18 protein-coding genes are annotated in these 20,140 nt (G+C 58.9%); 7 read left to right on the top strand and 11 right to left on the bottom strand.

The window, feature by feature from the left end; genetic code table 11:
* Window positions 1-477: 477 nt before the first annotated feature.
* A complete protein-coding gene (gene plsY, locus QN370_RS19465) occupies window positions 478-1,083 on the bottom strand; it encodes a glycerol-3-phosphate 1-O-acyltransferase PlsY (protein WP_322128777.1) in 606 nt (201 codons plus the stop codon).
* Between the two features lie 25 nt (window positions 1,084-1,108).
* Window positions 1,109-1,600: an aminoacyl-tRNA deacylase gene (locus QN370_RS19470; protein ID WP_322128778.1), complete on the bottom strand. Its 492-nt coding sequence runs from the start codon at window positions 1,598-1,600 to the stop codon at window positions 1,109-1,111.
* A gap of 37 nt (window positions 1,601-1,637) precedes the next feature.
* On the opposite strand from QN370_RS19470, the gene QN370_RS19475 reads away from it, so the two are divergent.
* Complete coding sequence (locus QN370_RS19475) at window positions 1,638-2,618, top strand: endonuclease/exonuclease/phosphatase family protein (protein ID WP_322128779.1); 981 nt, start codon at window positions 1,638-1,640, stop codon at window positions 2,616-2,618.
* Between the two features lie 6 nt (window positions 2,619-2,624).
* Here the strand turns inward: QN370_RS19475 and QN370_RS19480 are convergent, their stop codons facing one another.
* From QN370_RS19480 to QN370_RS19505, 6 genes are all read right to left on the bottom strand, one after another.
* Window positions 2,625-2,852, bottom strand: a complete 228-nt coding sequence (locus QN370_RS19480) for a hypothetical protein (protein ID WP_322128780.1) — start codon at window positions 2,850-2,852, stop codon at window positions 2,625-2,627.
* A gap of 152 nt (window positions 2,853-3,004) precedes the next feature.
* Complete coding sequence (gene xerD / locus QN370_RS19485; protein ID WP_322128781.1) at window positions 3,005-3,919, bottom strand: site-specific tyrosine recombinase XerD; 915 nt, start codon at window positions 3,917-3,919, stop codon at window positions 3,005-3,007.
* A complete protein-coding gene (locus QN370_RS19490) occupies window positions 3,912-4,409 on the bottom strand; it encodes a methylated-DNA--[protein]-cysteine S-methyltransferase (protein WP_322128782.1) in 498 nt (165 codons plus the stop codon). Before QN370_RS19490 ends, xerD begins: the two co-directional genes overlap by 8 nt.
* Window positions 4,410-4,753: 344 nt before the next feature.
* A complete protein-coding gene (locus QN370_RS19495; protein WP_322128783.1) occupies window positions 4,754-6,034 on the bottom strand; it encodes a TRAP transporter large permease subunit in 1,281 nt (426 codons plus the stop codon).
* On the bottom strand, window positions 6,031-6,591 hold the full coding sequence (locus QN370_RS19500; RefSeq protein ID WP_322128784.1) for a TRAP transporter small permease: 561 nt from the start codon (window positions 6,589-6,591) through the stop codon (window positions 6,031-6,033). The genes QN370_RS19495 and QN370_RS19500 overlap by 4 nt, the downstream gene beginning before the upstream one ends.
* 126 nt (window positions 6,592-6,717) lie before the next feature.
* A complete protein-coding gene (locus QN370_RS19505; RefSeq protein WP_322129198.1) occupies window positions 6,718-7,695 on the bottom strand; it encodes a TRAP transporter substrate-binding protein in 978 nt (325 codons plus the stop codon).
* 166 nt (window positions 7,696-7,861) lie between these two features.
* On the opposite strand from QN370_RS19505, the gene QN370_RS19510 reads away from it, so the two are divergent.
* From QN370_RS19510 to QN370_RS19520, 3 genes are read left to right on the top strand one after another with little or no spacing between them, the layout of a single operon-like run.
* Window positions 7,862-9,898, top strand: a complete 2,037-nt coding sequence (locus QN370_RS19510; RefSeq protein ID WP_322128785.1) for a PAS domain S-box protein — start codon at window positions 7,862-7,864, stop codon at window positions 9,896-9,898.
* A gap of 30 nt (window positions 9,899-9,928) precedes the next feature.
* The gene (locus QN370_RS19515; protein ID WP_322128786.1) at window positions 9,929-10,516 is read left to right on the top strand and encodes a response regulator transcription factor; all 588 of its coding nucleotides are present in this window, start codon (window positions 9,929-9,931) and stop codon (window positions 10,514-10,516) included.
* Between the two features lie 16 nt (window positions 10,517-10,532).
* On the top strand, window positions 10,533-11,423 hold the full coding sequence (locus tag QN370_RS19520) for an AEC family transporter (RefSeq protein WP_322128787.1): 891 nt from the start codon (window positions 10,533-10,535) through the stop codon (window positions 11,421-11,423).
* A 279-nt stretch (window positions 11,424-11,702) separates the two neighbouring features.
* Here QN370_RS19520 and QN370_RS19525 read toward each other — a convergent pair whose 3' ends face one another.
* From QN370_RS19525 to queG, 3 genes are all read right to left on the bottom strand, one after another.
* Window positions 11,703-12,476: a tetratricopeptide repeat protein gene (locus tag QN370_RS19525; RefSeq protein ID WP_322128788.1), complete on the bottom strand. Its 774-nt coding sequence runs from the start codon at window positions 12,474-12,476 to the stop codon at window positions 11,703-11,705.
* The gene (locus QN370_RS19530; RefSeq protein ID WP_416172169.1) at window positions 12,473-14,509 is read right to left on the bottom strand and encodes a bifunctional 2',3'-cyclic-nucleotide 2'-phosphodiesterase/3'-nucleotidase; all 2,037 of its coding nucleotides are present in this window, start codon (window positions 14,507-14,509) and stop codon (window positions 12,473-12,475) included. Before QN370_RS19530 ends, QN370_RS19525 begins: the two co-directional genes overlap by 4 nt.
* A 628-nt stretch (window positions 14,510-15,137) precedes the next feature.
* The gene (queG, locus tag QN370_RS19535) at window positions 15,138-16,235 is read right to left on the bottom strand and encodes a tRNA epoxyqueuosine(34) reductase QueG (RefSeq protein ID WP_322128789.1); all 1,098 of its coding nucleotides are present in this window, start codon (window positions 16,233-16,235) and stop codon (window positions 15,138-15,140) included.
* A 61-nt stretch (window positions 16,236-16,296) separates the two neighbouring features.
* Between queG and tsaE the strand changes: the two genes are divergently transcribed.
* The 3 genes from tsaE to QN370_RS19550 all read left to right on the top strand — a co-directional run bounded on the left by tsaE (window position 16,297) and on the right by QN370_RS19550 (window position 20,023).
* Window positions 16,297-16,782, top strand: coding sequence for a tRNA (adenosine(37)-N6)-threonylcarbamoyltransferase complex ATPase subunit type 1 TsaE (gene tsaE, locus QN370_RS19540; RefSeq protein ID WP_322128790.1), 486 nt, complete (start codon window positions 16,297-16,299; stop codon window positions 16,780-16,782).
* Entirely contained in the window at window positions 16,746-18,110 is a 1,365-nt protein-coding gene (locus tag QN370_RS19545; protein WP_322128791.1) for an N-acetylmuramoyl-L-alanine amidase, read from the top strand. Before tsaE ends, QN370_RS19545 begins: the two co-directional genes overlap by 37 nt.
* Window positions 18,111-18,334: 224 nt before the next feature.
* Window positions 18,335-20,023, top strand: a complete 1,689-nt coding sequence (locus QN370_RS19550; RefSeq protein ID WP_322128792.1) for a methyl-accepting chemotaxis protein — start codon at window positions 18,335-18,337, stop codon at window positions 20,021-20,023.
* Window positions 20,024-20,140 lie beyond the last annotated feature (117 nt).

Consider the following 20,140-nt stretch of genomic DNA (forward strand, 5'->3'; position numbering starts at 1 on the left):
GGTACATGTGTTACCCATGTCCCCGGTCCATACAGCGAAGCAAAAAGAAGTGACCGGCTGCCGGGCCGCCCCCGGCTTGGTCGTGGCGGAGCAAAGACAGAATCAGCAACCGCAGACAGTGCATTCGGTGCAATGCCCTTCGGTTATTGCACCCTACGTGAGAGCCGTCGGTATCGGTTGATGCGTGGTGAGAGCCGTCGGTATCGGTTGATGCGTGGTGAGAGCCGTCGGTATCGGTTGATGCGTGGTAAGAGCCGTCGGTATCGGTTGATGCGTGATAGGAGCCGTCGGTATTGGTTGGCGTGGTAAGAGCCGTCGGTATCGGTTGATGCGTGGTGAGAGCCGTCGGTATCGGTTGGCGTGCAGTGAGAGCCGTCAATATCAATTGGCGCGTAACCGCGATGTAGGGTGCAATAACCGCAGGGCATTGCACCAAGCGCATCAATCACGGTCGTCAATACCGCCAGGTAGCCAACCCTACCCCTTCTTCTTCCCCAGCCGCCCTTCCTTCCCGCTCAACAAATTCGCAACATTGCCCCGATGCCGGTAAATCAACAGCGCACTCATCACCACAACCGCCATCAGCATCGCATCGACACCAAACAGCAACCCGTAATAAAACGGCGCAAAAATACTCGCCACCAGTGCCGCCAGTGACGAATAGCGAAACGCAAACGCGATCGCCAGCCACGTGACGGCGGTGCCCAATCCGAGCCACGGGTTGATCCCGATCAGCACGCCGAGCGCAGTGGCGACGCCCTTGCCACCGACAAAGCGAAAGAATACCGGCCACAGATGTCCGACAAATACCGCCAGCGCGACCAGCGCAATACCGCTGTCGGGCAAGCCAAACTGCGGCCCGAACCGGTAGGCCAGCCAGACCGCCAGCCAGCCCTTGAAGGCATCTCCCAGCAGCGTCAATACCGCCGCAGCCTTGTTACCGCTGCGCAGGACATTGGTGGCACCGGGATTTTTCGATCCATAGGTGCGCGGGTCGGACAGGCCGAACAGCTTGCTGACGACAACCGCAAAGGAAATGGATCCGACCAGATAGGCGGCGAGGACAGAAAACAGGGTAATCATGAGTGCTCCGAATTGAATTTTTTTATTAATCGTCGAGCGCGCAGTGGACCGCGATCGCGGCCACTACCTGCGTCAGTACGGCAGGCGCAATGCCGATCAGGAATCCGCGCCGGCCGCCATTGATGTAGATTTTATCGAGCGCGAGGATGCCTTCCTCGACATACACCGGCAGCGCCTTGCGGGTTGCGAACGGCGACGTGCCGCCGATCTGATACCCGGAATGGCGTTGTGCGACCTCCGGCTTGCACGGCTCGACCGACTTGCAACCAATTTGGCGCGCCAGGTTCTTGGTCGAGACCTTGCAGTCGCCATGCATCAGCACGATCAACGCGTGACCGCCGTCGTCCTGCATCACCAGCGTCTTCACGACTGCGTGCTCTGCCACGCCGAGTTCGCGCGCAGACACGCCAGTACCGCCGTGGTCTTCGTAGTCATACGGATGTTCGCTGAAAGCGACTCCGAGCTTGCGCAACAGGGCTGTCGCCGGGGTTGCGCTGATGTGATCTTTTTTTGCCATGCGTGCTACGCTGATCCGTCAAACAAGGAGCCTGATTATGCAGCATGAACTCCGCTTCGCGACCTTCAATGTCTTGAATCTTGCGTTACCGGGTGCCCGTTTTTATGATGGCCAGGAACCTTACTCGATCCGCCAGTACGATGACAAGATCAGCTGGCTGGCGCAGCAGATTGATCGGCTCGATGCCGACGTGATCGGTTTCCAGGAAATTTTTTCGCAGGATGCGTTACGCGATGTGCTGGCCCGCACACGGCACTATCGCCATGCCCACCATGCCGGCAGCGATCCGCAGCCGCGTGACGGCCAGCTCACACCCAGTGTCGCGCTGGTGTCGCGCCTGCCGCTGGCGGGCCTGCCGATCCTGCATCAGGATTTGCCGCGCCAGCTCGCCATCACGCTGCCCGACACGCTGGCACCAATGACGCGGTTCACGCGACCGGTCCTGCAAGTGCCGTTGAGCCTGCCCGATGGCAGCACGCTGCAGGCTTTCGTCACGCACATGAAATCGAAGCGTCCCGACTGGAATCCCGGCGAAACGGAAGACGACCCTTACCACCTCGGCATGGCGTCATTGCGTTCGCTGATCCGGCGCGGCACCGATGCACTCGGTCTGCGCTATCTGCTGACCGATCTGCAACTGGCGCAACGCGGGCCGCTGGTGGTGCTGGGAGATTTTAATGATGATGCGAGTGCCGTCTCGACCCAGATGGTGATGGGCACCGGCCGGCATGGAAAAAGTGCGCTCTACGAACGGCTGTTCGACAGCACGCTCATCCAGACCGGCAACGACCGCTCACGCGATGTCGGTTACACCCATCTGCATGAAGGCGCGTACCAGACGCTCGATCATGTACTGGTGTCAGAGGAATTTCATCCCCGATCGAATTACGCGATCGGCGAAGTGCTGGAAGTGCTGTATTTGAACGATCATGTCGGACTGCGTCTGGCTGCAGCCTCGGATCATGGTCAGGTACTGGTGCGTATCAGACTGTTCGGGAAAGATGCCGAATCAGCCTGATCGGTATTATTTTGGTTCTGTCGCAGGCTGATCGCCATCACCATCGTCGCCATCGTCGCCATCGTCGTCGCTGTCATCGGCATCGGACTCGATACCATCGACCGGCTCCGCGCCGTCGACCCCTTCGCCCGGCTCATCCTTCTTGTCGGCCTTGCGCTTGAGTTTTTCTTCCTTCTTGCGCTTTTTTTCGAGGTCTTTTTGCCGACGTTCGTACTGAAAATTTGTCTTTGCCAATGTCTCACCCTTTTAAGCGATACCGATAGAAAATAAAGTGCCCCAACCTGCCAGCCCGATGGTGCATGGCTGTTCAGCGAAGGATACAGGATTCCGACCGACCGAGAAACTATCACCATTAAATCGTTTATATTATTTCTCGACTACCCTGATTATCCGCGCGGATGATGCGCCGCATGCAGGACCTTGAGCCGTTCCCGCGCCACATGGGTATAAATCTGCGTGGTCGAGATGTCCGCATGACCGAGCAGCAATTGCACCACGCGCAGATCGGCACCGTGATTGAGCAAGTGGGTCGCAAACGCGTGGCGCAACGTGTGCGGCGACAGCGGCGCGTTGATCTCGGCACGCGCGGCACATTTTTTGACGACCACCCAGAACATCTGCCGTGTCATCGGACCGCCGCGTGCGGTCACGAACAACGCATCGTCCATCTGTCCGTTCAGAATCTGCGCACGCGCCTCTTTCAGATAGCGGTCGATCCAGCCGTGCGCTTCTTCGCCGAACGGCACCAGGCGCGTCTTGTTGCCCTTGCCGGTGACCCGCAACACGCCATCATTGAGACTGACCTCGATCGATTTGAGCAGGACCAGTTCGGTCACGCGCAAGCCACTGGCATACATCAGTTCCAGCATGGTCCGGTCCCGCAGACCGAGCGGCGTCGAAACATCCGGTGCTGCCAGCAATGCCTCCACGTTGGCTTCCGACAGCGTCTTCGGAATGCGTGGCGCTTGCTTGGCAGAATGCAGCTTCAGACAGGGATCGTCGCTGATCTGGCTGTTGCGTAATGCTCGCTGATAAAACCGCTTGAGCACGGCCAACCGGCGATTTGCGGTGGTGGCTTTGGTGGTTTCATGACGCACTGCAAAATACGTATTGATGTCGGCAGCCGTGACCGCCAGCAGCCCGGTCTGCGTCGTCGCGGCGAGCCACAGCGCAAACGCAGTCAGGTCGCGTCGATACGCTTCCAGTGAATTTTTTGCCAGGCCATCTTCCAGCCACAGCGTGTCGCAAAACGTGTCGATGTGCTGGCGACTGTCGGCATTGAGGGTCGCCACGTCAGACATCGGTCACGCCTTCATGGGCAAGCAACCAGCGCTTCACCCCGAGATGAAATCCGGCCGCATTGTCGTCATGCGCAAACCCGCCCAGTCCTGCGGCAGCGGTCACGCGGTGGCAAGCAATAATCAACGGAAACCAGTTGGCACCGCAGGCCTGGCCGACTGCACGCGGTGCCGAACCGATGATCTTCGCGACCTCGCCATAGGTCAGCACATCACCGCGCGGGATCGCGGCAATGACGGCCCACACCTTGCGCTGGAACGCCGTGCCGACCTCGGCCAGTGGCAAATCGAAACGAAAATCAGGGTCACGCAGATAGCGGCTGACCTGCTGACCGGCCTGTTCGGCCAGCGCATCGGTGGCCGGACTAGCCGGGAATGAAGGCGGCAGATAAACCAGCTCACGCACCACGCCAGTGCCGGTACGCAACCCGATCGCACCGAAAGGTGCCGGCACAATCACTGAAAAAAGAGACCTGCTTGCGGGTGTTTTCATGAGCCCAAGGAGTGAACAAGTGCGCCCGAAATAAAAAGGCGCATCATCGGATGCGCCTTAAGCCATGCTTGTGTTTCCCTGCTGTTTAAACAGCTTTATTGAAACACGCGTCTCCTCTTCACTGCGGTATCGATACCGTTTTATCAGCGCCATCCACCTCATGATTCTGTCCTGCCGTCGTTCTCACCAAAAATTCACGGCTGGTGAGTTGCACCATTTGAATGCCATTTATTTAATGGTTGACAGGAGTCTCAGACATATTGAATCGCACGTCAAGCAAACTATTTCACATCATGCACAATCATTTTTTGGTGCTGCAACGCACCATGAAAGTGACTCGCTGGTCAGTTGTAAATCAGGTTAGGCAACCACAGTGAAATCGCCGGCACATAGGTCACCAGACCAAGGAATGCCAGCATCGTCAGCAGCCATGGCCAGACCGCCACCGTCAGTTCGGTAATGCCCATCTTGGTAATGCCGGACGCGACGTACAGGTTCAATCCGACCGGCGGATGACACATGCCGACTTCCATGTTGACGATAATCAGGATGCCGAAGTGCACCGGATCGATGCCCAGTTTCATCGCCACCGGGAACAGGATAGGTGCCATGATCAGCACGATCGACGAGGGCTCCATCACGTTACCGGCCAGGAGCAATAGCACATTGACGACCAGCAGGAAACCGATCGGCCCCATGCCCATGTCAGTGATTACAGCGGCCATCGATTGCGGGATATTTTCGCTCGTGATCAGGAACGAAAACAGCACCGCATTCGTGATGATGTAGAGCAGCATCGCCGACATCGCCGCTGAATCCAGCAAGACTTTCGGCACCTGCTTCATGCTCATGTCCTTGTAGACGAACACCGCCACGATGAACGCATACACGGCGGCCATTGCGGCCGCTTCGGTCGGCGTGAACTTGCCGCTGTAGATGCCGCCCATCACGATGACGATCAGCAGCAGACCCCAGGCACTTTTACGGAAGGCTGCGCCGCGCTCGGCCCAGCTGGCTTTGGGCATCTTCGGATAATTGTTCTTGCGCGCCAGGTACCACGTTGTCAGTCCAAGAAAGAACGCCAGCATGAGACCCGGCACGACGCCAGCCATGAACAGCTTGCCAACCGAGGTATTGGTCGAGACCGAATACATCACCATCACGATCGACGGCGGGATCAGGATACCGAGGGCACCGGAGGTGGTGATGACACCGGCACCGAAACTCTTCGGATAACCCTGTCGCACCATCGCCGGCAGGATGATCGAACCGATCGCCACCACGGTCGCCGGCGAGGAACCCGACACCGCTGCAAACAGCGCACAAGCCATCACGCCGGCCAGTGCCAGACCACCATGCCAGTGTCCGACCATCGACGAGGCAAAGTTAATCATGCGTCGTGCCACCCCGCCATGCGTGAGGAAGTTACCCGCCAAAATGAAGAACGGGATCGCCATGATTTCAAACTTCTCGATGCCGGTGAACAGCTTCAGCGCCACCGATTCGATCGGCACATCGGTCATGGTGAACAGGAAGGTCAGTACCGTCAGGCCGAGTGAAATGGAAATCGGCATGCCGGTTAGCATCAGCACAAACAGCAAGACAAAAATGATCAGCGCGTTCATGCCTTGCCTCCGGCGACTTCTTCTTCGATACCTTCGACAAACGAATGGTCATGCTTGGGCAATTCGCCGGTCTTGATGAAGGCCCAGGTCACTTGCAGGAAACGGAACGACATCAGGTACGAACCCAGCGGCACGGCCAGATAGACGATCCACATCGGCACCTCCATCACTTCGGAGGTACTCGAATGCTGCGCGATCTGGTAGACAAAACTCGCGCCCAGCGTCCCGACGATGCCAGTAAACGTGGCACCGGCCAGCAAGCCGAAGACGACAAATTTATTGCGCCATGGCGTGTTGAGCTGGTTGATCAGGACATCGACGCCAACGTGGATGCCGGTCCGTACGCCATAGGCGGCACCGAACTTGGCCATCCAGACAAACAGGTAAATACAGAGTTCCTGCGCCCAGCTGGTATTGAGGCTGATCAGATAATCCTGCAGATAGGGAATCGGCAAGCCGGACAGATAGCGATGGACCACGGCGACAAAGATGATCACGGTGGCCGACGCCATCAGTGCGGCAATGAGCCACTCCTCAAGATGGTCGAGCAATTTCATGGAAAGACTCCGGGCAAATGGTTGTTTTTATTGTGATGCGCGTGGAAAGCGGCAACGGCAGTGGCAGCGAAACTAGCGTCCCGCTGCGTCATTGCGTATCGCCAGTTATGTCAGACTGCGATGCAATTACTTGTAGCCGAGCGTGGCGGCTTCCTTGACCACCGAATTGATCAGGTCCTTGCCAATGCGCGACTCCATGTCTTTGCGCACCGGCAGCAAGGCCTTGCGCCATTCGGCTTTTTCGGTGTCGTTCAGGACGTAGACATCGGTCTTGCCGGTCTTGCGCACCGCTTCAAGCGCCTTGTCATTTTCTTGCTGCGCGATGGCGTTGGCGTATTTGGTCGCGTCTTTCATGGCCGCTTCGAGGCCGGTACGTATGTCGGCCGGCAAGCCATCCCAGAACTTCTTGTTGACGATGACGGCGTAGCCCAGATAGCCGTGGTTCGATACCGTCACATTGCTTTGGACTTCATGCATTTTCTGGGTATACAGATTCGATGGCGGATTTTCGGTGCCATCGACAACGCCCGTCTGCAGCGCCTGATAGACCTCGGAAAACGCCAGCACTTGCGGATTCGCACCCAGTGCGCGCATCTGGGCATCGAGTACTTTCGACGACTGGATACGCATCTTCAGGCCCTTGAAATCAGCTGGGGTTTTCAGTGGCTTGTTGGCCGACATGACCTTGAAACCATTGTCCCAAAATGCCAGCCCGGTGATGCCTTTCGATTCGAGCTTCTTGAACAGGTCCTTGCCGATCGGACCTTCGGTGACGCGATACAAGACGTCCTTGCCCGGAAAAATATACGGCAGGTCGAACAGTTCGAATTCCTTCACGCCGAGCGGACCGAACTTGGCCAGCGATGGTGCCAGCATTTGTACTGCACCGAGCTGCAACGCTTCGAGTTCTTCCTTGTCCTTGTACAGCGTGCTGTTCGGATACAGCTCGACCTTGACGCGACCTTTCAGGTTTTTTTCGACCAGCTCCCGGAATCGCTCTGCCGCCTTGCCCTTGGGCGTATCGTTGGCTACGACGTGACTGAACTTGATAATGATCGGCGTCTGCGCCATCGCAGTGCCGGTCATCAACAACGCGGCCGACATGGCCAGCGTGGACAGGGTAAAGGTACGTCGTAGCATGGGATCTCCTGGGGTGGTTTATAAGGTGCCTTTTTGTGACTCCATTGTCGCGAGCCACCCGCTACCAATCAACTGTGGATAACCGCAGTCGCGCTCGGCTACACTGCAACTCCGTCTCCCTGCCCTGACCATGACTCCACTGCCTTCCTTGTTCAACCCGCTCGTGGCGGCACGCCGTCAAACGTGGCGCTGGGTGCTACCGGGCGTCCTGGTGCTGTTATTTCTTGGCATCCTGACCGGCTTGCCGTGGCAAGCCCAGCGCATGGAAAGCAACGAGCGCCAGGAACAGCTGATCGCCGACACCTTGTGGGTCGAGCAAACCATCCGCTTCCAGCTCGATCGCAGCAACGACAGCCTGCGACTGATTTCCTCCGAAATCCTCGATGGCCAGTTGCAGCCGCAAAAATTCAATGAGCGCGCCGCGACGCTACTGGCCGGTAGCCGGGAGATCAAAAGTATCATCTGGCTCGATGCCGAAGGGCGCACCAGCGCCAGCACCGACTATGCCGATCTGGCATCCGGGCTGTCGCAATGGCCGCTGCCTGCACAAGAAGCCCTGGCCCACGCGATCGATAGCAAGGTGCCGAGCTACAGTCGGCCGATTGCCCAACCAGGCTCCGCCCGACCGGTGCTGTTCGATTATTTCGTGCCGATGTTCAAGGGCAAAAAATATGTCGGTTCATTGATGCTGTCGTATTACGCCAGTGGCATCCTCGACGAGATGGTGCCGTGGTGGTTTGCCCAGGAAAACCAGCTCGATCTGCTCGACATCGACGACAAGCTGATCGCCCGGCGCGCCTCCGGCGGCCCCGGCCGCGGTGTCTACACCCACCAGCGCACGCTGGACCTGAGCGGTCAGAGCGTGACGCTGCGCACCAACAGCGTCAAGGGTGCACCGCGCTTGCTGCCCAACCTGCTGATGGGTTCCGTCATCGCGCTCTCGCTGGGACTGGTCTGGAGTCTGTGGGCGCTATGGCGCGACATCAACCGTCGGCTCGCCACCGAGGGAGCGTTGCGCGAACAGGTGACCTTCCGAACCGCCATGGAAAATTCGCTGGTGACCGGCATGCGCGCGCGCGACCTCGAAGGACGCGTCACCTATGCCAATCCGGCTTTCTGCAAGATGGTCGACATGCCGGCCGAAAGCATGCTCGGCAAGCTGCCACCGATGCCGTACTGGGCACCCGAAGCGACGCTCGATTACGAAAAACGTTTTGCTGAAGTCATCGCCGGAACGGTGACCCAGAAAGGCTTCGAGACCATCTTCCAGCGCGCCAATGGCGAACGCTTTCCGGTCCTGATTTTTGAATCGGCCTTGCGCGATCTCGATGGCAAGCAGACCGGCTGGATGGGCTCCATCCTCGACATCACCGAGCGCAAGCAAGCCGAAGACCTCAACTTGCGCCAGCAAGAAAAACTGCAGGCCAGCGCACGTCTGGCCAGCATGGGCGAAATCGCATCGACGCTGGCGCATGAACTGAACCAGCCGCTGGCCGCCATTTCAAGCTACACCACCGGCGCACTGAACCTGCTGAGTGACCCGTCCAGCGGTGGCGACGACCACCGCGCGCTGCTCAAGCCAGCACTCGAAAAAGCCGCCGCCCAGGCACTGCGGGCCGGCCAGATCATTCGCAGCGTGCATGCGTTCGTCAAGCAGCGCGAACCGCTGCGCGAAGCCGTCAGCATGGCCGCCATCCTCGATACGCTCGAACCCCTCATTGCCTTGCAGGCCCAGCCATCGGGCACCAGAATCGTCATCAGCATCGAGGCCGACTTGCCGGTCGTGCTGGGTGACCGCGTCCTGCTCGAACAAGTGATGCTCAACCTGACCCGTAACGCGATCGAATCGATGCAGCAGATGCCGGCCAAACAGCGACTGCTGCGACTGCGCCTGAGCCGCACCGTGACAGCGGCCGGTCAGGCGGCCGTGTTGACCGAGATCATCGATCAGGGCCACGGCATACCGGAAGATGTTGCAGAGCGGCTATACTCGCCCTTCTTTTCGACCAAATCGGAAGGCATGGGAATGGGCCTGAACATCTGCCGTACCGCGATCGAGTTTCATGGCGGCAAACTGACCCATGTGAGCAACCCCGCCGGGGGCACGATTTTCCAGTTTGCCTTGCCGTTCGCCGACGACGCGCTGGCGACCTTGTTGCCAATGTGACGGCAACCACTTTCAAAGACAGGATTTCTGATGCTCCATATCGTCGATGATGAAGAAGCGATCCGCGACTCGCTCAGCTGGCTGGCCCGTTCGCGCGGCATCAGCGCCAAAGCCTATGACGGTGCCGACGCCTTTCTGGCTGCGGTTGACCAGCTCGCCTTCGATCCGGTGGGGGATTGCGTGCTGCTCGACATCCGCATGCCCGAGACCAGCGGCACCGTGCTGTTCGACATCATGGCCAAGCGCAAGCTGACCAACCGGTTGCCGGTCATTTTCCTGACCGGCCACGGCGATGTCCCGATGGCCGTCGACAGCCTCAAGCGCGGTGCCTTCGACTTCTTTGAAAAGCCGTTCAACGACAACAAGCTGATCGACCGCGTCGAAGAGGCATTGGCTGCCTCGCGCGAAGCCGGCGTGCGGGCACTGGTGCAACTGCGGCTCGACAGCCTGTCGGCCCGCGAGCGCGAAGTACTGGACCTGATCCTGGTCGGCAAAATGAACAAGGTCATCGCCGACCAGCTCGGTATCAGCATGCGCACGGTCGAAGTCCATCGCGCCCACATCTTCGACAAAATGAATGTGAAGACCGCTGTCGAACTGGCAGGTCTGCTGAAATAACCCTGATCGACCGCCCATGTCTCTTGCCTTTCTGTTGCTGCCTGATTTCACGCTGATCCTGCTGGGTCTGGTGCTGTTCCGGATCACCCGCTGGGAGCCGGCATTCTGGGCCGGCCTCGAAAAGCTGGTGTACTACGTGCTCTTCCCCAGCCTGCTGTTTTACGCCACCGCGCGCGCACCGCTCGACTTTGCCAGCACTGGCAAGATGCTGCAGGTCGCGCTGCTGACCTGTCTGGGCGGCGTTGCCCTCGGGTGGCTGGCCAAGCCAATGTTCCGGCCCGGACCGATGCTCTTCGAGTCCGGCGTGCAAACGGCCTTCCGTTTCAATTCCTACATCGCACTGGCCGTAGCGTCGCGGCTCGGTGGCGATACCGGTACGGCGTTGATGGCGCTGATCATCGGTTTTTCGGTCCCGCTGTGCAATGTCGCGGCAGTGCATGCACTGGTCCATCGCAAGGGTGGCCTGCTGCGTGAGCTGATGAAAAATCCGCTGCTGCTGGCGACGGTGCTGGGCCTGGCATGCAACTTCGCCGGCGTGCCGATCCCCGAATTCATCGGGGCCACGCTGTCGCGCATCGGCAATGCCGCCATTGCCATCGGCCTCATCACGGTCGGTGCCGGGCTGCGGCTATCCGGGCTGCACCAGGCCAAAGGCATGGCGGCCTATTTCATCGCCGTCAAGTTGCTGGCCCTGCCGGCACTGGCGTGGTTGCTCGGCAGTCGCCTGGGCCTGCCGCCATTACAACTGCAGATCGTCGTGATGTTCAGCGCCCTGCCGACCGCTTCGAGCGCCTATGTACTGGCCGCGCGCATGGGGGGCAATGGGCCGTTCGTGGCGTTTCTGATTTCGGCGGGGACGTTGATGTCGGTGCTGACGTTGCCGTTGTGGCTGGGGATGATTGGGTGATTGCGGGTTGCTGGAATTTTAGGCGCTTGGTCATGACAGGGTACATGCAGAATCAGCTACCGCAGTCAGTGCATTCGGTGCAATGCCCTTCGGTTATTGCACCCTACGGGTTGGAATTGAAGTTGCCGTTGACCTCTTGCACATCGATGCAAGTCAACGTCAACACCATTCACGGTGGGTGCGACTTCCAGCGCGCATGGGTGGCAATGGGCCGCTTGTGGCGTTTCTGATTTCGGCGGGGACGTTGATGTCGGTGCTGGCTAGCCTTTCCAGTCACGCTCAGAATACTGCGCGCGGGTGGTGTAGTGCGTGTTCGACTTCATGCACCATCTGTTGTGCTCCCTGGTCGTCACGCTCCATGCCACTGGTGCCGTCCCGCAAGGCGTAAGCCAGCATCTGCGCCGCCAGCGGATGCTCCAGCTCGGCGGCATCACGAAACAGCTGCATCGCATGCGACGGATCCGCTGCCAAACCTTCCCCTGCCAGGTACGCATTGCCCAGCATGAACATGGCATCAGGGTTGCCGAGTGCGGTTCCGCGAGCGAACCAGCGCAGCGCAGCGACGGCGTCGATGGGTGCGTCATAGCCATTTTTATGGATCAATCCCAGCAGGTAGCACGCTTGCGAATGGTCCTGAAGCGCCGCTCTTTCCAGCCATACGCGTGCTTCCTGACGATCTGCGGGTTGCACCGCGTTGCCATTGAACAGGGTCTTGCCAAGCAGGTACTGGGCGCGGGCATCGCCGCGTGTGGCGGCACTGCGGGCGTCGTTCAATCCCTCGCGGAGCTGCGACGGATCGGACGCCAGCAGAAGGACATCGGCAACTGCCTGCAGTGCGTCGAGATTGCCGTCGCGCGCAGCACGCCGCAGTGTTGCGAGCGCGGCACCGTCGCGGCCACCGCTGGCTTGCATGCGCAGCCGATCAACTTCTGCCGGCTTGAGCACGGCAGGCTCGACCGGACGCAACCCGCTGGCCAGGGCAGCGACCAGCGCACCGACGCCCACAAGCACCAGCGCGATGGTCCTGCCCGCTCTGAAGCCCGGCCACTTCATTTGCCGAGGTCGATCTGGTAGGTCGACAACGATTTGCCTGAGCCGTCATCGGCTGCCAGCACCGACACATTGGTGAGCCCCGCTGCCCGGGCCAGCGGCAGCTTGCCCACCGCTGACTTGAAAGTCACCGGGCCGGCCGTCACGACTTTGGTAAAGCGCCAGCTGCGGTGGCTACCGTTTGCGGCGCGGGTCAGGTTTTTCTTCGCCTTGATATAAGCAATCAGTACATCGCGATTGGCGTCGGGCGAGGCATAAATGGTCTTGGTACCGTCGATGCCAGGAAAGTTGCCACCGCCACTGGCACGATAGTTATTGGTAGCGATGATGAATTCCTGATTGGGCAGGATCGGCAAAGCCTTGTAGGACAGATTTTTAATGCGCTGGCCGACCGCCTGCGTGACGTCGATCTCGTACTGAAGGTCGGACGACGTGAACATGTCGAAGTTATAGCCGGGGAAGCTGCTGATCAGTGGCTGCGCAGTCGTCATGGCGGGATTGATGGTGTTGAAGCGTTTGGCCGCCGTCTCCAGCCAGTTCTTGATATCGGTTCCGTTGACCTTGACTGCGTACACAGTATTTGGAAACAGATACAAGTCGGCCGCATGATTGATCGCCACATTGCCGACCTTGACGTCGGTGAAGTCCATGCCGCCGGCGAAGCCGCTCTTGAACGGCGCGCTAACCGACAGCACGGGCAGCGAGGCATATTGCGGCAAGTTGGCACTGACATACTTGCTGACATAGTCGGCCTGTGCCTGGTTGACCACTTCGATGGCAGCGAAGTCACCCACATCGGCAAAGTAGCTCGTCATGTCAAAATCCGTGCTGCCAACCGGCGTTTTCACATAGGCGATCGTGGCCTGATGTTCGACCTCGATGGCCGCAGCCACGCTGGGGTCAGCGGCGACAAAGCTGCCATCGGTCTTTTTGATCGGGCGCGCTTCGACGGTCGTTCTGGTCTTGTCGACCGACCACGCTTTGCCATCGTAGGCCAGCTTCAGCTTGATCACGCCCAGATGCTGCCCCCAGAAATTTGCCATCACGGTCGGGACACCGTTGACCAAACCCTTGACCTTGTCGACACCGGGCAGATTGAATTGCGCGACGGTGCTCGTCGCATTCGGAAACACCTGATGCGAGTGACCGATCAGCATCGCATCGATCCCCGGCACTTGCGCGAGGTAGTAGTTGGCGTTTTCCATGGAGGGCAGGTAGGGGCTGTTATCCAGACCACCATGGGAAATTGCCACGACCAGGTCCGCGCCCCTGGCGCGCATCTCGGGAATGTATTTTGTGGCCAGTTCGCGGATGCCGTCGGTGGTGACCTTGCCTTCAAGGAAGCGCTTGTCCCAACTGAGAATCGTCGGTGGCGTGAATCCGATGACGCCGACCCGGACCATCGCGTCGACCGCGTTGCCATCCGGACCGATCGCCCTCATCCTTCGTTCGAGAATGACATAGGGCTGGAACAAGGGTGCCTTGTCCTTGAGACTGATCACGTTCGCCAGGACTTGCGGAAAACTGGGGCCGGCACATTGTTTCTGATCGGCGACGGCGGGCATGCCGTCCACATTGAACTTGCTACCCGTCACCTGCGCCAGAAACGGTAACCCGTAGTTGAATTCATGGTTGCCAATGCCGGCAGCGTCATAGCCGGCAGCGTTCATCACCTTGTACATCGCCAGCGTCGTGTCGCACCCGACGGGATTGACCAGCGCCTGATAGTCCGACACCGCCGTTCCCTGGATCGTGTCGCCATTGTCAAACAGCAGCGTGTTCTTGCCCTCTGCCCGCGCGGCCTTGATCAAGGTGGCGGTGCGTTCAAAACCGATCGACAAGTCATCGGCGAGCTTGAAGTAATCGTAGCTGCGGATAGTGGTGTGCAGATCCGTGGTCTCCAGCAGCGTGACGTCCGCAGTCGTGCCGGAAGCGATTGGCGGTGCCTGCACCATTGCAGTCATGGCGCTACTGCCGCAACCGGCCAGAACGATACTGGTCATCAATGACAAACAACAGAGGTGGCGTGTGGTCATGGTTATTCCTGGCGTTTTAACCGATGCGCGGACTGTAGCGATGAGCCATGACCGTACGATGACCACCTTGACCAGAAGTTCGTACGGCAATGGTCAACGGGTATCTCTATTCCGAACTGGCCTTACTCGGCAGGATGCGGGTTGCGGGTTTTGGGTTCCTGGTTGCTGGTTCCCAAAAATCGTAGGGTGCAATAACCGCAGGGCATTGCACCGAATGCACTGACTGCGGTTGCTAATTTCATGTGCACTCCGTCATGACCTAGCCGGGGGCGGCCCGGCTTGGTCATGGCGGACAGGTAGCCACGCAAACAACCGCAGCTCGGAAATCGGATGGCAAGCGCTCCGAATCCGCAACCAGGGTCAGAGTAATTTTCGCGATGAAACCTGCGAAAAAAAACTCTGACCCTGGTTGCTACCGATGGGGGTTTGCGACCAAAGAAAAAAACAAACCTAAGCCGCTACCGCCTTGATCATGACGGAGCGCATGCAGAATCAACTACCGCAGACGGTGCATTCGGTGCAATGCCCTTCGGTTATTGCACCCTACGATTTTGGTCATGACGGAGCGCATACAGAATCAACTACCGCAGACAGTGCATTCGGTGCAATGCCCTTCGGTTATTGCACCCTACGACGAGCGAGCCAGCCTACAACCAATCGCCCATTCCACATGCTCCCGCACCATCTCCGATTCATGCCCCCGCCGCGCCTGCAGCGCCGCCAATATCGGCTCCGGTAAAGCGCCCGCCGCCAGCGCATTACCCAACCCGACTGCGATATTGCGCAACCATCGTTCATGCCCGATGCGCCGGATCGGGCTGCCTGCCAGATAGCGATCGAACTCTTCCTCGCTCCAGGCAAACAGGCTCACCAGCTCGGCCTGATCGAGACCGTTGCGCACATCGAAGTCCGGCAACACCGCGCGCTGCGCGTACTTGTTCCACGGGCACACGGTCTGGCAATCGTCGCAGCCATACACGCGGTTGCCGATCAAGGGCCGCAGTGCCAGCGGGATGCTGCCCTTGAGCTCAATGGTCAGGTACGAAATGCAGCGACGCGCATCGAGCCGATACGGACCGATGATGGCGCCGGTCGGACAGGCGCCGATGCAGGCATGGCAACTGCCGCAATGATCACTGATCGGTGCATCGACCGGCAGCGGCAAATCGGTCAGCAACTCGCCCAGAAAAAACATCGACCCCGCTTCGCGATTGAGCAGCAAGGTGTGCTTGCCGCGCCAGCCCAGCCCGGCCTGCGTGGCCAGCTCGACTTCCATCACCGGCGCCGAATCAGTGAATACCCGGTAACCGAACGGGCCGATTTCATTGCTGATACGGGTAGCCAGTTGCTGCAGCCGTGCCCGTAGCACCTTGTGATAATCCCGACCGCGCGCATACAGTGAAATCACCGCCTCGCCCGGAACGGCGAGCCGTGCGGCTTCACGCTCACGCCAGTCGCTACCACTGGCTGCCGGCAAATAATCCATGCGCGCCGTGATCACGCGCAATGTCCCCGGCACCAGCTCGGCCGGACGGGCACGCTTGGTGCCATGGGCTGCCATATAATCCATCTCACCGTGGTGGCCCGCCTCCAGCCACGCCAGCAATCCGGCTTCGGCATGCTGCAAGTCGATATCGGCAATCCGCAGTTCGGCAAAGCCCAGCTCCTGCCCCCAGGCCTTGATGGTGGTAGCGAGGGCAAGCAGATCGGTAGCTGGCAGAGTCATGGAAGCGTCATGGAAAATTCATGGAACAAGTCGCCAAAAAAATGAAAGGGTATTTTACGAGATGCAGCACATCACAGCTCACCTGAAAGACGAAGCCGGCACCCTCGCACTCGGTGCCGCCCTGGCGCGTGCGCTGGTACCGGGCCTGACGATTTATCTGCATGGCGATCTCGGCACCGGCAAAACGGCGCTCACGCGCGCCCTGTTGCACGCCGCCGGCCACACCGGACATGTCAAGAGTCCGACCTATACGCTGGCAGAGCCGTACACAATTCAATTGCACGATATTGACGTGGACGTCATCCATTTTGATCTGTACCGGATGATCAGCGCAGACGACTTTCTCGACGCCGGTTTCCGTGAATATTTCAATAGCCGCAACATCTGCATCGTCGAATGGCCCGAAAAGGCCGATGGCGTGTTACCACCGGCCGATATCGACGTATTTTTGACCGTGGCCGGTGCAGGTCGTGAGGTAGAATTGGCCGCGCATTCCGACCAGGGTTTTCAATGTCTCGATCGTCTCAAATTCGCCCCAAACCTGTAGCACTGCTTTCCAGCCGAGGTCGTCGCACCATGCTTCAGGCTGGTGGCACCTTGCTGTTATCCGTGATCGTTCCCGGCCTTGCCCGTGCCGCGCAAATTCTTGCCGTGCGAGTCTGGCCTTCGGACGATTACACCCGCGTCACGCTCGAAAACGATAGCGATCTGAAAGCCACGCACTTCGTGGTCAAAGACCCGGAACGACTGGTCATTGATATCGAGGGACTGGAACTCAATTCCACCATGAAGGGCCTGATCGCCAAGATCCAGCCCAATGATCCGTACATCACGCAAGTGCGGGTCGGCCAGAACCGGCCGAACGTGGTGCGTCTGGTGTTCGACCTGAAAGCCGAAGTAACGCCGCAAGTGTTCACGCTCAAACCGGTCGGTGATTATCAATACCGACTGGTATTTGATCTTTACCCGGCACAGGCACTCGATCCGATTGCCGAGCTGATCAAAAAAGGCGAATGGTCGAAAGACCAGCAATTCGATCCATCGCCCCCGATTGCGGAAGCGAAACCCGAACCCAAGCCAAGCAGCAGGAACGACCCGCGTCTGAAATTTCTTGATCCGAACGTGGCCCGCCTCGAACCGCGCGAAGAAAAAATTCCGCCATTGATGCGCTTGCTGACGATCGCGCTCGATCCTGGCCACGGCGGTGAAGATCCCGGTGCCGTCGGCCGCGGCGGCAGCCACGAAAAAGATGTCGTGCTGGCCATTGCCAAGCGCCTGAAAGCCAAGATCGAGGAACAGCCCAACATGCGGGTCATGCTGACCCGCGATGGCGACTACTTCGTGCCGCTCAACATGCGCGTTGAAAAAGCCCGCAAGGTGCAGGCTGATCTGTTCGTTTCCATTCATGCCGATGCCTTCGTCGAACCGACTGCACGCGGCTCATCGGTGTTTGCCCTGTCCGAAAAAGGTGCCACCTCGACCGCTGCGCGCTGGCTGGCCAACAAGGAAAACGCGGCCGACCTGATTGGCGGCGTCAATATCAAGAACCATGACCGGCAACTGGCCAGCGTGCTGCTCGACCTGTCGACCACGGCGCAGATCAGTGACAGCATGAAACTGGCCAAGGCTGTGCTCGGAGAAATCGGCAGCATCAACCGCCTGCACAAGGGCTCGGTCGAACAGGCTGGCTTCGCCGTCCTCAAGGCACCGGATATTCCGAGCATCCTGATCGAGACCGCTTTCATTTCCAATCCCGAAGAAGAAGCCAAGCTGACCGACAACGCCTATCAGGACCAGATGGCCATTGCTATACTCAAGGGTATCCGCATCTACTTTGCCAAAAATCCGCCGCTGTCAAAGAACCGCATGACCTGAGCAGGCTGGCATAAAGCCCCGGTAGCACGTGCTGTTCGCTCCACTCGGGGCGACTTCCCTTTTCGTTACGCGACATAAATAACGACCCGTCTACCGTGCAACCATGCACTCCTAGTCGATTTTTGAAAATCATCGATTCTCGCGATCAAACGCAATATCATTAACGGCATGATTCTTTGCGGCAATACTTCGTCGCGCCCATCACCTCCCTTTGGAGTATCTCCATGAAATCGACCTCCATGAAAGTCAGCACGCGTCTGACGATCGGCTTCTCCCTGCTGCTCCTGCTACTGATGGTCTCGACTGGTATCGGATTAAGCCGCATGGGACAGATCGAGCAGCGACTTGAAAAAATTGTCAACGTCAACAACGTCGAACTGAACCACGTATTGGAAATGCGTCTGACGGTGTACGACCGAATGGTGGCCGTGCGCAATCTTATCTTGATGACCGATATCAACGACATGCGACCGGAAGACGAGCGGATGAAGAACGGTGCGCTGAACTATGACAGTGCAGAGACACAACTCAACGCCATGATTGCCGCCGAAGGGGGTGTCAACACAGAACAGAAAGCCGCGCTCGACGCTGTCAGTGCGTTACGGACTATCGCTCTGCCGTTATTTGCCAAAGCCGCCGAACTGGGATTGCAGAACAAGCAAGACGAGGCCACGGTGGTCTTGTTCACCGAGGTTCGCCCGGTACAGAGAAAGTGGCTGGAAGCTCTCGGCAAACTGATCGATATCGAGAAAAAGCAAAATGAAACCGCCATGCAGACTGCGGCGCAGGAGTACGCCAGCGCCCGCATTGTGATGCTGGCCTTTGTCGCGCTGGCACTGCTGGTTGGTGTCATCGCAGCCGTCACGATTACCCGCACGCTGATGCGCCAACTCGGTGGCGAGCCGGACTATGCAGCCGACATCGTCAACCGGATTGCTGCGGGCGACCTGACAGTCCAGGTGGCATTGCGTCCCGGCGACAACAGCAGCCTGCTGTCTGCGATGGACCACATGCGCGCCAACCTCAACGAGATCGTCGGACAGGTACGTCAGGGCACCGACACGATGGCCACGGCCTCGGCGCAAATCGCCAGCGGCAACCTCGATCTGTCGGCGCGGACCGAGCAGCAAGCCAGTGCACTGGAAGAAACCGCTTCCTCGCTGGAAGAACTGACCGCCACCGTCAGACAAAATGCCGACAATGCCCGCCAGGCCAACGCGCTGGCTCTGTCATCCACCGACATTGCGGTCAAGGGCGGCAGTGTCGTGTCACAGATGATCACCACGATGAGCGCGATTGATGAGTCGTCGAAGAAAATTGCTGACATCATCAGCGTCATCGACGGGATCGCCTTCCAGACTAATATTCTGGCCTTGAATGCAGCCGTCGAGGCCGCGCGGGCAGGCGAACAGGGACGCGGGTTTGCGGTGGTGGCGACCGAGGTGCGCAGTCTGGCACACCGTTCGGCCGCTGCGGCCAAGCAAATCAAGCTTCTGATCGACGATTCGGTCACGAACGTCGGCAATGGCACCAAGCTCGTTGATGCGGCTGGCCAGACCATGGGCGACATTGTCGGCAGCGTCAAGCGCGTTACCGACATCATCGGCGAGATCACCTCGGCCAGTCAGGAACAGACCGCCGGCATCGAGCAGATCAATCAGGCGGTGACACAGATGGACGAGGTCACTCAGCAGAACGCTGCATTGGTCGAAGAAGCCGCCGCTGCCGCGCAGAGCCTGCAAGAGCAGGCCACGTCACTGTCGCAAATGGTCAGTGTCTTTCAGGTCAGTGGCGGGTCTGCTGCGGTACCGAAAAACATGGCTGGCATCGCCAGACCGGCGTACCGACCCGCGCCAAAAGCGCTGGGCAATTCTGGCAAGAGCGGCTCGGCAAACGACTGGGAAGAGTTTTGAGACCGGGGATTGGGGACGGCCGATGACTTCGTGAATGCGCGCGGTGCAATGCCCTTCGGTTATTGCACCCTTGTATGCTGTTTTTAACGGTTGATTTTGATTAGATTGATGTGGCAT

The sequence above is a fragment of the Actimicrobium sp. CCI2.3 genome (assembly GCF_035019065.1).
Classification (GTDB): Bacteria; Pseudomonadota; Gammaproteobacteria; order Burkholderiales; family Burkholderiaceae_D; genus Actimicrobium.